Genomic DNA, 13,211 nt, shown 5'->3' on the forward strand with positions numbered 1-13,211 from the left:
TATTATGGCTAGAATTATTTCTGTAGCAAACCAAAAAGGCGGAGTTGGTAAAACGACTACTACAGTCAATCTTGGTGCGTGTTTAGCGTACGAAGGAAAAAAAGTATTATTAGTAGATATGGATGCACAAGGAAATGCGACAAGTGGTATAGGCATACGTAAAGCGGATGTATCTCAAGATATTTATGATGTCTTAGTTAATGAAGTTCCCATCATTGAAGTCATTCAAAAAACGAATAGAGAAGGAATGGATATCGCACCAGCGACGATTCAACTATCTGGAGCAGAGATTGAGTTAACATCTATGATGGCAAGAGAATCACGATTAAAACTCGCTCTAAAAGAAGTGGAAGCTAAATATGATTATATATTAATCGATTGTCCACCATCGTTAGGCCATTTAACAATCAATTCATTTACATCGAGTGATTCCATTTTAATTCCTGTTCAGTGTGAATATTACGCACTAGAAGGATTGAGTCAATTATTAAATACGATACGTTTAGTACAAAAACACTTTAATCCGGATTTACGTATAGAAGGTGTGTTGTTGACGATGTATGACGCTAGGACTAATTTAGGTTCAGAAGTAGTAGAAGAAGTTCGAACTTATTTTAGAGAGCGAGTATATGATACTATTATTCCAAGAAATGTAAGACTGTCTGAAGCACCCAGTCATGGTAAAGCGATTATTGATTATGATCCAAAATCTAGAGGTGCAGAAGTGTATCAAGCATTAGCAAAGGAAGTGATGAATCGTGAACAAGTCGAATAAAGGATTAGGGCGAGGGATTGACGCATTATTCCAAGATTTATCGACAATTGAAGAAGTAGATATTCAGTCAGAGGCTGTTCAAGATATTCCGTTAGCAGAATTAAGACCTAATCCTTATCAACCACGTAAAACATTTGATGAAAAGGCTCTAGAGGAGTTAGCTTCATCTATTAAACAATCAGGTGTGTTTCAACCAATCATTGTGAGACAATCTTCTGTAAAAGGTTATGAAATTATTGCGGGTGAACGTCGTTTTAGAGCATCTAAATTGGCAGGAAAAGAAACAATACCAGCAATTATTCGTGAGTTTGATGAAGAGCGTATGATGCAGATTGCTGTATTAGAAAACTTACAGCGAGAAGATTTAAATCCTCTTGAAGAAGCAGAAGCATATGAGATGTTGATGAAAAATTTAGATTTAACACAGGTAGAACTGTCTGAAAAATTAGGTAAGAGTCGTCCATATATCGCAAATTATCTACGTTTATTAGCATTACCAAAAGTAGTAAAAGATTTAGTACAAAAAGAGTCGCTTTCAATGGGACAAGCAAGAACATTACTTGGATTGAAGAAAAAAGAAGATATTTTAGTCGTAGCAAATCGAGCCATTAAAGAAGGACTCACCGTCCGACAATTAGAGCAGATGGTCACTCAGATGAATGATATGCCTAAAAAAGAGCTTGTTAAAAAGAAAGAGCAACAACCGAAGCCTTATTATATCATTGAAAGTGAAGAACGATTAATGGATAAATTTGGTACAAGTGTTCATATCCAAGAAAAAGAAGGCAAGGGAAAAATAGAAATCGAATATCTTTCTTCTTCGGATTTGACACGTATTTTAGATTTATTAAATATTGAATTTGATTAATTGTACTTATAAAAATAGGATAAATGAGTATGAATCTGATAAAATTATGTTAAGATATATCACGTAGAAAATGAATCAAGGAGGGACGTTTAGTATGTACGATTTAGGCGATATAGTCGAAATGAAAAAACCACATGCGTGTCAAACAAACCGTTGGGAGATTATTCGTATGGGAATGGATATCAAAATTAGATGCTTAAACTGTCAGCATATTGTGATGATGCCCCGACGTGAATTTGATAAGAAGATGAAAAAGGTATTAGTGAAAAAAGAAGATTAATTTAAAGATTAAAAAGAAAGAGTGGAAAATAACTATGTCATTAACGGCAGGAATTGTTGGATTGCCAAACGTTGGAAAATCAACTTTATTTAATGCAATAACAAAAGCAGGTGCAGAAGCTGCCAATTATCCTTTTGCAACAATCGATCCAAATGTAGGAATGGTAGAAGTGCCAGATTATCGATTAGAAGAATTAACAAAATTAGTTAAACCGAAAAAAACAGTCCCAGCGACCTTTGAATTTACAGATATTGCGGGAATTGTTCGTGGAGCTAGTAAGGGCGAGGGACTTGGAAATAAGTTTTTAAGTCATATTCGACAAGTAGATGCGATTTGTCATGTTGTTCGTTGTTTTGATGATGATAATATCACTCACGTTGAAGGGCGTGTGGATCCATTAGCAGATATTGATACCATTAATTTAGAACTTGTGTTAGCAGATTTAGAGTCAGTTGATAAACGTTTTGCACGTGTATCAAAAATTGCTAAAACAAAAGACAAGGAAGCAGTCGCAGAATTAGCAGTATTAGAAAAAATTAAGCCTGTTTTAGAAGAAGGAAAATCAGCTAGATCGATTGCATTCACTGATGAAGAATTACCTATTGTAAAAGGATTATTTTTATTAACAACAAAACCTGTATTGTATGTTGCAAACGTAGCGGAAGATGAAATAGCAGATACAGAAAACAATGATTACGTAAAAAAAGTAAAAGAATTTGCAGCAACTGAAAATGCTGAAGTCATTACTGTATGTGCTAGAGCAGAAGAAGAAATAGCAGAGCTTGATGAAGATGATAAAAAAGATTTCCTTGAAGCATTAGGTATTGAAGAATCTGGTTTAGATAAATTAATTCGTGCAGCATATCATTTACTAGGGCTAGCTACTTATTTTACGGCTGGTGAGCAAGAAGTACGTGCTTGGACATTTAAAGTGGGAATGAAAGCACCAGAATGTGCGGGTATTATTCATACTGATTTTGAACGAGGATTTATTCGCGCGGAAACAGTTTCTTACACTGATTTAAAAGAATATGGAAGCATGCATGCAGCTAAAGAAGCTGGTCGTGTGCGTTTAGAAGGAAAGGATTATGTTGTTCAAGATGGTGATGTAATGCTCTTCCGTTTTAATGTTTAATGGAAAGAATAGGTGACAACAATGACTGAGTTAACAAATGAAGAGTTACAACAAAAAGTCTCAGAAAATCGTGAATTAGAAAAACAATTAACAAAAAAAAATAATCAATTTATGTTTGATTTAAATAAATTATTAGATGATGGTGTAGTGATTGATGAACGTCAAAAAATAGAAGTCTTTAACACCATGTTAAAAGCATTAGTTGAAGGACAAAAAACAGGAGTAACCGCTAAACAATTATATGGGACACCGACGGAAGCTGTTGTGTTTGTTACCACAAAACCAGCAACGCCAACGAAAACTAATTTTGCTTCGATGTGGTTAGATAATAGTTTATTATTGTTTACATTTTTAGCTGTTATGACGGGTGTATTAACGATGATTTCTAAAACACCGCAACCGACACAAGGCATATTAAGTATCACGATTGGTGCGATGTCAGGTGGTCTATCATTTTACTTAATCTATCGTTATATTTATATATACGATATGCCAGGAGCTGATAGAAGTAAACGACCTGGTGTATGGAAGACAGGTGGGATTATGGCATTATGCTTTATCCCGTGGTTAATGATTTTTTCATTATCTGCGTTTATCCCACATGCAATCAATCCATCACTTGACCCAGTTTTAACGCTTATTTTAGGTGTGGTAGCATTTGGTATCCGTTACTTATTAAAGAAAAAATACAATATTCAAGGAAGTATGTTCTTACGTCCTTAAAAATAAGAAGACCAAACATTTTTTAAAGAAAATTTGTTTGGTTTTTCGTTTATATAAGATTGACGAATAACAGATTATTTGGTAAGTTTGTTAATAAAACAAAATTAAAGGAGTGCGAATTTCTAATGTCAAATTGGGAAACTAAATTTTCAAAAAAAGGGTATACATTTGATGATGTTCTATTAATTCCAGCAGAAAGTCATGTATTGCCAAACGATGTCGATTTAAGTGTTGAATTATCATCTAAGATTAAGTTGAATATTCCAATTATGAGTGCCAGTATGGATACTGTGACAGACAGTAAAATGGCTATTGCTATGGCTAGACAAGGTGGTCTAGGTGTTATCCATAAAAATATGAGTGTGGAACAACAAAAAGATGAAGTACGCAAAGTAAAACGTTCTGAAAGTGGTGTGATTATCGATCCATTCTTTTTAACTCCAGAACATAAAGTAAGTGATGCAGAACATTTAATGGCTAAATATCGTATTAGTGGTGTACCTATTGTTGATACATTAGAAAATAGAATATTAGTTGGTATTTTAACAAACCGTGATTTACGTTTTGTGACTGACTATAATTTAATGATTAAAGATGTTATGACAAAAGAAGGTCTCGTAACAGCTCCAGTTGGAACATCTTTAAAAGATGCAGAAAAAATCCTTCAGCAACATAAAATAGAAAAACTACCTATCGTAGATGCTAAAGGTCGATTAAGTGGTTTAATTACGATTAAAGATATTGAAAAAGTGATTGAATTTCCTAATGCCGCAAAAGACGAGCATGGACGTTTATTAGTTGCTGCGGCTGTTGGGGTAACGAGTGATACATTTGAGCGTGCGGGTGCTTTAATTGAGGCAGGCGTTGATGCGTTAGTTATTGATACCGCCCATGGACATAGTGCGGGTGTTATTCGTAAAATTAAAGAAATTCGTGATGCCTTTCCAGATGTGACATTAATTGCAGGAAACGTTGCGACTGCTGAAGCAACACGTGCATTATATGACGTTGGGGTGGATGTTGTAAAAGTCGGAATTGGCCCTGGTTCAATCTGTACAACACGTGTTGTGGCGGGTGTTGGTGTCCCACAATTAACAGCTATTTATGATGCAGCAGGTGTCGCTCGTGAATATGGTCGTACAATCATCGCTGATGGTGGTATTAAGTACTCTGGAGATATTGTTAAAGCACTAGCAGCTGGTGGGTATGTTGTTATGTTAGGCTCAATGTTAGCTGGAACAGATGAATCCCCTGGTGAATTTGAAATTTTCCAAGGTCGTCGTTTTAAAACATACCGTGGAATGGGTTCTTTAGGAGCTATGGAAAAAGGTTCAAGTGACCGTTATTTCCAAAGTTCTGTTAATGAAGCAAACAAATTAGTTCCCGAAGGTATTGAAGGTCGTGTAGCGTACAAAGGTAGTGTACAAGATATTATCTTCCAATTACTAGGAGGGTTACGTGCTGGAATGGGTTATGTTGGAGCTGGAAACTTAAAAGAGTTAAGAGACAACGCACAATTTGTTGAAATGAGTGGCGCTGGTCTAAGAGAATCTCATCCTCATGATGTTCAAATTACTAAAGAAGCACCAAACTATTCAATTTCATAAAATGGATTAAAAGAGGTCGGGATTTTCCTGCCTCTTTTTTTAGAAAGAAGGAATTATATTTAAGGAAAGTTGGAATTATTGGATTAGGGTATGTTGAATCAGATATTGCTTATACCTTATATACAAAAGGTCAAATAGATGGATTAGTGTTAATTGATAAAAACAAAGAAAAGTAATGGTAGAATATTTAAAACTCACAGATAGCTTGATGATGAACAGATGTAAAAACCACTATTTTATTATATGAGTATCGCCATTATCTCACAAGTTGTTTCTAGTGGGTTTAAAGGAATATTCTTAGTCATTACTAATCCTTGCGATGTGATTACAACCCTTGTTTACCAAGAAAGTAGTTTTCCAACATATCGAGTGATTGGGACCGGTATGAGTTTAGATACTAATCGTATGAAACGTATTGTTGGGGAAAAATTAGGTGTTTCTGGTCAATCTATCAATGGTGATGTGTTAGGTGAACATAGGGAAAGTCAGTTTGTCACATGGACTACAGTGGTGGTAGGCACACAAAAATTATTAGACATTGTGTCGTTATCAGAAGATGAATTGGAAAAAATGAAAGAAAGAGGCTAATCGTTTTGGGGGATAGGAAATCTCAACGTAAAAATTGGACAAGTTATGGAATATCTTCAACTACATCCAGGTGATTCAGTCTATTTTAAAAGATGAAAAAAAGATTTATCCTTTGTTGATTTATCAAGAAAAAGATAATATTCATATAGGTTATCCCGCAGTTTTAGGTAAAGGATGTATTGTTAAAGCACTATCTTTAGACTTAACGAAAAAAGAAGACTTATTATTTAAACAATTTGTTGAGCAAGTAACACAATATCTGGAACAATAAAAAATTCCTCCGTTGAATTCATTTAAAATGAAACTAAACGGAGGAGCTTTTTTATTATTTTGTAATTTTAGTCATTCCGCCCATGTAAGGAACAAGAGCTTCAGGTATTGTTACACTGCCATCTTCATTTTGATAATTTTCTAAAATAGCTGCAACGGTACGACCAACAGCCAAACCAGAACCGTTTAAAGTATGAACATATTGTACTTTTTCTTCTTCATCTCTGTAACGAATTTTTGCACGTCTAGCTTGGAAGTCTTCACAATTAGAACAAGAGCTGATTTCACGATAGGTTTCTTGAGCTGGAATCCAAACTTCGATATCATATGTTTTCGCAGCTGAGAATCCCATGTCACCAGTACATAATACAATGACACGATATGGTAAGTTTAATTTTTGTAGAATGGCTTCAGCATTATTGGTCATTTTTTCTAATTCTTCATAAGATGTTTCGGGTTTACTAAATTTAACCATCTCTACTTTATTAAATTGATGTAATCGAATTAATCCACGTGTATCTCTCCCGGCACTTCCAGCTTCAGAACGAAAGGCTGGACTTAAAGCAGTAAAGTAAACAGGTAGGGCATCATTATCTAAAATCTCGTCACGATAATAGTTTGTTAATGGAACTTCTGCTGTCGGGATTAATGTATAGTTTGAATTTTCTAGTTGGAAAACATCTTCTTTAAATTTAGGAAATTGTCCTGTACCAAACATAGATTTGTCATTCACGATATATGGTGGCATCATTTCTGTATAACCATGTTCATAGATATGAGTATCTAGCATTAAGTTATATACCGCGCGTTCTAATCTAGCCCCAGCACCTTTATAGAAAAGGAAACGGCTACCAGATACTTTAGCACCACGTTCAAAATCAAGAATATCTAATTCTTCCGCTACTTCCCAATGAGGTTTTGGCTCAAAATCAAATTGTCTAGGAGTACCCCATTTTCTTAATTCAATATTTTCTTCTTCATCTTCCCCAACAGGAATACCTTCAGCAGGAAGGTTAGGAAGTGTATGAGCAATATATTCTAACTTTTCATCAATTGCATTGATGTTTTCATCTAAAACTTTGATATCCTCTCCGACTTGTTTCATTTCTTGAATTTTATCATCAGCATTTTGTTTTTCTCTTTTTAATTTTGCAATGTCTTGAGACACATCGTTACGATGTTTTTTAAGTGTTTCAACTTTTACTAAATTGTCACGACGCTCTTGATCTAAACGGATAAATTCATCAATTTTTTCTCCATCTACTCCACGAGTCATGAGTTTTTCCTTAACTAATTCAGTATTCTGACGTATAAATTTTAAATCTAACATGATATTTCCTCCTTAAATTTTTAAAATAAAAAAATCTCTCACTCCAGAAAATCAATTGATTTTCTGGGGCGAGAGATTGAATTCGCGGTACCACCCAAATTTTAGACAATAGATATTGTCTCTAAGTAAGTATGTTAACGGATTGCTTTTCCCGTTCTAGCTTAGTGCATAGAGTTCGCTAGAAATGCTTTGAAAGTGGATTCTTTATCTGTTGTTATTAGCTCACACCAACCGCTAACTCTCTTAAAACAAGCAATATAAATACTAGTCTTTCACAATTTGTTTATTTAGCAAAATTATAGCTAGTTTTGGTATCTATGTCAACTAATCTTTGATTTTCATATTCTTTTCCCATTTGTCAGCTTTTATATTAATGATATTGTTTAGCTCACCTATAGAACTATCTTCTAATTGAAAATATAGGGAAAGAGCCACAAGTAAAGTATCCGCACACTCTTCCTTCAAATCATCTAACGTACCACATTTGTATTGACTTCCACTGGATTTTTTATATTTTAAAATGGCTTCAGCTACTTCTCCAGTTTCTTCTGATAATTTTAAACCCATTTCTTCAAGAGATTTTGGTTCTTTTTTTGCTAAATTAATTAAACGTATTAAATCCATTGATATGAATCTCCTTTATTGATTGAAGGTGACATTTTGAGAAATGATATCATAAAATTCTTTTGTTGCGATGGTATTCGATTTATTGGTTAAGTATTGATTACTGAAATAAATAACCATGTCACTGGCATCATTATTAAAAATAACAGTGGGTTCATAGCCCCTAAAAATACCGTGTCCCCAGAAAATGGTCGGTCCGTTTTCATCGAGTACTTTTCTGTAAAGACCGGATTTATAATAAGTTGTACCGTAAGGTGAGTCTTTTAACCACATAGATTTAACTACATTTAAATCTCCAAATTTACCATCCATAGTAGCTTGGACGACAGTTGCAAAATCTTTCGGTGAAACAAACATGTTTCCAGTACCTAGTTCTCTAACATAAGCATAATTAGGAATATCTTTTTTTCTTAGTGTTCCATTTTCTTCATATACAGGGACAAGATGAGTGTTATCTGATAAATCGGTATAAAAACCTGTTTGCTTTAAATTAAGAGGTTCTGTTACTGCCTTCTTAAAATATTCTTCATATGTTTGTCCAGTTATTTTTTGAATAATCATAGCAAGCAAATTAAAATTAACCGGAGAGTAGTCCCATTTATTTGAATTTTGATGTGTCGTATTTTTTAAGACATATTCCTCCCATTCAGTTTGTTCGTTTATGGAAGTAGGGATTTTACTAGAATCTAATTTCAGTCCGGAAGTCATTGATAGAAGAGAATCTATCGTAATTTGATTACTTCCAGGTATTTCTGGATAAAATTTATCTAAAGTAGTATCTAATGTCAATTTTTTTTCAGAGATTAAAGTTGAGATAAGTAATGCAGTATAAAATTTTTGAATAGAGGCAATCATGTAGGTACTATCTTGAGCTTTCCATGATACATCTTTGGCATAGCCAAATGAATTATACATAACTACTTGATTATCTTTAATGGCTAACAGCGTCCCAGAGAGTTCTCTTGAGGCGATATTTTGCTCTAAGGCTTGTTTTAATGGTTGATATAGTAAAGGAGTCGATGCTGTCTGAGCAAAATTTGTCCTAGGAATAAAATCTCCTTCTGTATTTCTATCAGATGACTGTGTTGTCGTTTGACTTGATTCTTTTGTTTCGGAAGATATAATTGTTTGCGTGGTTGTTTTATTACTCTTTATGATAGCCGTTAGCTCATCAGGATAGATAACCAATAGAGTAATTAATATACTAATACTTATGAGGACACCAATGATAAAGAATAATAAGCCAATCCACTTCTGTTTTCTTTTAAGTTTGTCATATGCGATACGTGATTTTTTCATAAATTATTCTCCAATTTCCGTTTCTAATAATTAGTAATATAAAAAACAGCATTAGTGTATGCTGTTTTTCAAAGAACGCCATACTCTTACAAAAATATTTGCTTTTTGTACGTCTGTTTTTGTGATCACTTTACCGGTGGCATCATGTTTGTCTGTGTCGCTTAGATAACCTAATTTATCTGCACTATCTGATACAATTTGTTGGCCTACTACTTCATTTTTTTTAAGAGGAGCAGAGACTGCATCTTTAGTTGAAGCAAAAACTTGTTTTAATTCAGTCGTCTCTTTATTGACCCATAATGAAATAGGTTCAGCTAAGGTTAGTGCAACTGATTCAGACTTTCCATTTGGTACATCGAGGTTGTTCACAACGGCGCTATCGCCTTTTTTAACAATAGTTTTATATTCCCAATTCGTATTAACATAATTGAGTAAGTTTTTCGTGACTTCAAATCGATCATATTCTTCGTCTACATTCATTACAACCGTAATAATACGGTGCCCATTTTGTATGGTTGAACCAATAAAGCAAGCTCCAGCATTTGGGGTTGTCCCTGTTTTTAATCCATCGACACCTTCAGTATAGTAATACAAATCCGGTAACATTAAATTAGATGACCAGAAAGTTTCTTCATTATCAGTTCCTTGAAATAATGTGTAGTGAGATTGTTTCGTAATATCTAATACTTCAGGATAATCAGAAATGAGATGTCGAGCTACGATTACCATGTCTTTTGCTGATAAAATATTACTATCTTCGGGTTTAGAGTTTGGGTAACGATCTACTGTTAAAAGATCTTGTGTATCTAAACCAGAGGCAGAAATAAATACGCCATCAGTGATACCCCAATCCTTAATATGTTGATTCATACTATCAACAAAAGCTTGCTCACTACCCGAAACCAGTCTAGCAAGTGCAGTTGTTGAAACGTTTGAAGAAGAAATGAGCATGGCTTTTACATTATCATCAACTGTATAAGTTAATTCTTTTTTGATTGGAATATTAGATAAATCTGGGTCTTCAGTTAGTTTGATTAAAGCATCATCAAAAGGCACTTTATCATTCCAGTTTATTTTTTTTGTATCAATTGCTTCATATACTAAGTATGCTGATAATAACTTGGACATTGAAGCAATAGGAAGAGGGGCTTCACTATTTTTTTCATATAAAATTTTTCCCGTATCAAAATCAACAGCGATTGCAGCTTTTGCAGGAACATCAAAACTGTTTTGTTCAGCAACAACTGATACAGGAAGAATGAATAAAAAAGATAACAGTAGAAAAAATAGAGCACGTTTTTTTTTTAGTAATGTCATAAACAATCTCCTAATATTTAACTGAAATTAATTTAACAAATTAACCAATAGAAAACAATAGATTTTATTAAAGAGCACAAAAAAATCAAGAATGACTAGTTGTTTCTAATGGTAAATGTATGGTAAATGATGTCCAGTTATTATTTGATGTAGCATAAATATAGCCACCATGCAGTGCTACAATACTTTGAGCGATAGCCAACCCAAGTCCAGTTCCTCCTGTTTGTTGAGATCTCGATTCTTCTACTCGGTAAAAACGATCGAATAAATGATCTAAAGATTCTTGGGGTATAGATTTACCATCATTTTTAACGACGATAATCGCCTCATTACCAATTTTTTCTGATGTGATGATAATCTGTGTCCCATTCACACCGTATTTGAGTGCATTAGACAGAAGATTATCAAAAACACGTACTAGTTTTTCAGTATCACCCTTCATCATTAAGGTATCTTCTTGTGGTAAAAAATCAATGACACGATCCTTTTTGGATGCTTCTAATTCGTAATCAACTGTTAGTTGGCCAATGAGTTGGTTCATATCAAAAGTCATAGCATTTAGTGGAACATTTGATTGTCTCACTTTGGTGTATTCAAATAAATCATCAACCAATACTTTCATTTGTCTAGATTTTAAATAAGCAGTATGTGTGTATTTCAATAAATCTTCTTTATTATTGTATTTTCCTTCTTCAATTAGGCCAAGGTATCCGATAATTGATGTGAGCGGTGTTCTAATATCATGGCTAACGTTAGTAATTAATTCATCTTTTGACTGTTCGATACGACGCTCTTCCTCTAGGGCTTCCACTGTACTATCTACCAAAGCATTTATACTTGTAATAAGCCTACCTAAATCCCCTTTTAATTCAAATGGAATACGGTGATCGTAATGTCCGTTTGATATATAGTGTAGTTCACTAATAATATGTTGTTGTTGCATCTGCTTATAACGCCTAATTAATCGCCAATATAATACAATAATATCTGCAACTATCATCATAAAAATTAAAGGGCGCTGCCAAAACATGGGCGGACGAGGATCATAAAATATATTGTATTGAATGTGCCACAGAAATTGATCGATGGGTAACGATGTATTCACAATTTGATCAATTAAGATAAATAAGGCTAAATTAAGAAGAATAAGCAAGATGACAGTAATAATCCCCTCAATAATTAACTCACTGGTTTCTTTTGAGGTAAGTTTAATACGTGTCTTTTTTTCATCACCCTTCAATTTTGTATCCTACCCCCCAAACTGTTTGAATAACTTTTTCTCCATTAGTCGCTTCTTCAATTTTGTCACGTAAATGACTTACATGAACCATAACAGTTTTAGCAGAAACTAAACTTTCCTGTTGCCAAACTCTCTCGAAAATTTCTTCAGCGCTAAAGACACGGTTCGGATGACTTGCAAGTAAGTAAAGAATACCAAATTCTAAAGCAGTTAATTGAATTTTTATTCCTTTCTCAGTCTCAACTTCGTGAGAATCTTTTTTTATAATAAGTGGACCCACTTCTAATAAGTCTGGTATATCTGTTTGAACTTGCATGTTAGTTCGTCTTAATAGTGATTTTACACGAGCCATAATTTCTAGAGGATTAAAAGGTTTTGTAACATAATCATCAGCTCCAGTAATTAAACCTTGAATTTTATCCATATCAGTTGTTTTAGCAGTTAACATAATGATGGGGATTTGTGAGTCTTTTCTTAATTCTTTTACGACCTCTAATCCATCCATTTTTGGCATCATGATGTCTAATATAAGTAAGTCTATATCAGGGTTTGTAATAATTTTGCTAAGAGCTTCCTTTCCATCATAGGCCTGTATAACATCATAACCTTCATTCTTTATATAGATACTTAATAGTTCCACAATTTCTTTATCATCATCTGCTACTAGAATTTTCATGTTATTTCCTCCTAATATATTAAATATATTATTATTGTACCAAATAATTTGAAATAAAAAATTGTTTAAAAATATGTTTACTTTTTTTTAAATAAGTAGTATATTAATTTCATTGTTATTTATATTAATAACTCAAACAAAAAAGATAAAAAAATGTTGACGATTATGTATCGACATGTTATTATCATTAAGTTGCATCGGTAACAGAAAATCATTATGAAAATAATTTTAAAAAAATGTTGACAAGTTATTATAAACTTGTTATGATATAAAAGTTGTTACGGCAACAAAGTTTAGACCTTTGAAAACTGAACAAAGTAAGACGAACCAAATGTGTAGGGCGTTTCTACTGTGTAGAAACAAACCATATTTAGTGAATACAATTCGCTAGCAAGTTTTAAAACAAATGAGCTAAACATCGCAAGATGTTATCAACTTTTTATTGAGAGTTTGATCCTGGCTCAGGACGAACGCTGGCG

Annotated in this window: 14 protein-coding genes and 1 other annotated feature; of the genes, 8 read left to right on the forward strand and 6 right to left on the reverse strand. The window is 33.5% G+C overall.

Annotated features, from left to right (window positions below; translation table 11 throughout):
• Positions 1-4: 4 nt before the first annotated feature.
• The 8 genes from MN581_RS09290 (at position 5) to MN581_RS09325 (ending at position 6,247) form a co-directional block, all read left to right on the forward strand.
• Positions 5-775: an AAA family ATPase gene (locus MN581_RS09290; protein ID WP_117973731.1), complete on the forward strand. Its 771-nt coding sequence runs from the start codon at positions 5-7 to the stop codon at positions 773-775.
• Complete coding sequence (locus tag MN581_RS09295; protein WP_241699648.1) at positions 759-1,643, forward strand: ParB/RepB/Spo0J family partition protein; 885 nt, start codon at positions 759-761, stop codon at positions 1,641-1,643. Before MN581_RS09290 ends, MN581_RS09295 begins: the two co-directional genes overlap by 17 nt.
• A 94-nt stretch (positions 1,644-1,737) precedes the next feature.
• Positions 1,738-1,923 (forward strand): DUF951 domain-containing protein, encoded by a 186-nt coding sequence (locus tag MN581_RS09300; RefSeq protein WP_241699649.1) that lies wholly within the window; start codon positions 1,738-1,740, stop codon positions 1,921-1,923.
• A 34-nt stretch (positions 1,924-1,957) separates the two neighbouring features.
• A complete protein-coding gene (ychF, locus tag MN581_RS09305; RefSeq protein WP_117973725.1) occupies positions 1,958-3,058 on the forward strand; it encodes a redox-regulated ATPase YchF in 1,101 nt (366 codons plus the stop codon).
• Between the two features lie 21 nt (positions 3,059-3,079).
• Positions 3,080-3,781, forward strand: coding sequence for a DUF1129 family protein (locus MN581_RS09310; RefSeq protein ID WP_241699650.1), 702 nt, complete (start codon positions 3,080-3,082; stop codon positions 3,779-3,781).
• A gap of 125 nt (positions 3,782-3,906) precedes the next feature.
• Positions 3,907-5,388 carry an IMP dehydrogenase gene (guaB, locus tag MN581_RS09315; protein ID WP_241699651.1) on the forward strand — a complete coding sequence of 494 codons (1,482 nt, stop codon included), beginning with the start codon at positions 3,907-3,909 and terminating at the stop codon, positions 5,386-5,388.
• Positions 5,389-5,631: 243 nt separating this feature from the next.
• The gene (locus MN581_RS09320; protein WP_117973719.1) at positions 5,632-5,976 is read left to right on the forward strand and encodes a hypothetical protein; all 345 of its coding nucleotides are present in this window, start codon (positions 5,632-5,634) and stop codon (positions 5,974-5,976) included.
• Positions 5,977-6,010: 34 nt separating this feature from the next.
• Positions 6,011-6,247, forward strand: a complete 237-nt coding sequence (locus MN581_RS09325) for a hypothetical protein (protein WP_241699652.1) — start codon at positions 6,011-6,013, stop codon at positions 6,245-6,247.
• Positions 6,248-6,301: 54 nt separating this feature from the next.
• On the opposite strand, the gene serS is transcribed toward MN581_RS09325, so the two are convergent.
• The 6 genes from serS to MN581_RS09355 form a co-directional block, all read right to left on the reverse strand.
• Entirely contained in the window at positions 6,302-7,576 is a 1,275-nt protein-coding gene (gene serS / locus MN581_RS09330; RefSeq protein WP_241699653.1) for a serine--tRNA ligase, read from the reverse strand.
• Positions 7,577-7,637: 61 nt separating this feature from the next.
• Positions 7,638-7,863: a binding site (T-box leader), on the reverse strand.
• Positions 7,864-7,900: 37 nt separating this feature from the next.
• The gene (locus MN581_RS09335; RefSeq protein ID WP_117973714.1) at positions 7,901-8,200 is read right to left on the reverse strand and encodes a MazG-like family protein; all 300 of its coding nucleotides are present in this window, start codon (positions 8,198-8,200) and stop codon (positions 7,901-7,903) included.
• 15 nt (positions 8,201-8,215) lie between these two features.
• Positions 8,216-9,499: a serine hydrolase domain-containing protein gene (locus MN581_RS09340; protein WP_241699654.1), complete on the reverse strand. Its 1,284-nt coding sequence runs from the start codon at positions 9,497-9,499 to the stop codon at positions 8,216-8,218.
• Positions 9,500-9,550: 51 nt separating this feature from the next.
• The gene (locus MN581_RS09345; RefSeq protein ID WP_241699655.1) at positions 9,551-10,816 is read right to left on the reverse strand and encodes a serine hydrolase; all 1,266 of its coding nucleotides are present in this window, start codon (positions 10,814-10,816) and stop codon (positions 9,551-9,553) included.
• Between the two features lie 85 nt (positions 10,817-10,901).
• Positions 10,902-12,056, reverse strand: coding sequence for a HAMP domain-containing sensor histidine kinase (locus tag MN581_RS09350; protein WP_241699656.1), 1,155 nt, complete (start codon positions 12,054-12,056; stop codon positions 10,902-10,904).
• A complete protein-coding gene (locus tag MN581_RS09355) occupies positions 12,046-12,732 on the reverse strand; it encodes a response regulator transcription factor (RefSeq protein ID WP_117973706.1) in 687 nt (228 codons plus the stop codon). Before MN581_RS09355 ends, MN581_RS09350 begins: the two co-directional genes overlap by 11 nt.
• Positions 12,733-13,211: the final 479 nt, after the last annotated feature.

The sequence above is a fragment of the Vagococcus sp. CY53-2 genome (assembly GCF_022604695.1).
GTDB lineage: Bacteria > Bacillota > Bacilli > Lactobacillales > Vagococcaceae > Vagococcus.

Bases quoted from the DNA above. Each gene is read 5' to 3' on its own strand.
- MN581_RS09290 (WP_117973731.1), top strand. From the start codon at position 5: ATGGCTAGAATTATTTCTGTAGCAAACCAAAAAGGCGGAGTTGGTAAA.
- MN581_RS09300 (WP_241699649.1), top strand. From the start codon at position 1,738: ATGTACGATTTAGGCGATATAGTCGAAATGAAAAAACCACATGCGTGT.
- ychF (WP_117973725.1), top strand. From the start codon at position 1,958: ATGTCATTAACGGCAGGAATTGTTGGATTGCCAAACGTTGGAAAATCA.
- MN581_RS09310 (WP_241699650.1), top strand. From the start codon at position 3,080: ATGACTGAGTTAACAAATGAAGAGTTACAACAAAAAGTCTCAGAAAAT.
- guaB (WP_241699651.1), top strand. From the start codon at position 3,907: ATGTCAAATTGGGAAACTAAATTTTCAAAAAAAGGGTATACATTTGAT.
- MN581_RS09320 (WP_117973719.1), top strand. From the start codon at position 5,632: ATGAGTATCGCCATTATCTCACAAGTTGTTTCTAGTGGGTTTAAAGGA.
- serS (WP_241699653.1), bottom strand. From the start codon at position 7,576: ATGTTAGATTTAAAATTTATACGTCAGAATACTGAATTAGTTAAGGAA.
- MN581_RS09335 (WP_117973714.1), bottom strand. From the start codon at position 8,200: ATGGATTTAATACGTTTAATTAATTTAGCAAAAAAAGAACCAAAATCT.
- MN581_RS09340 (WP_241699654.1), bottom strand. From the start codon at position 9,499: ATGAAAAAATCACGTATCGCATATGACAAACTTAAAAGAAAACAGAAG.
- MN581_RS09345 (WP_241699655.1), bottom strand. From the start codon at position 10,816: ATGACATTACTAAAAAAAAAACGTGCTCTATTTTTTCTACTGTTATCT.
- MN581_RS09355 (WP_117973706.1), bottom strand. From the start codon at position 12,732: ATGAAAATTCTAGTAGCAGATGATGATAAAGAAATTGTGGAACTATTA.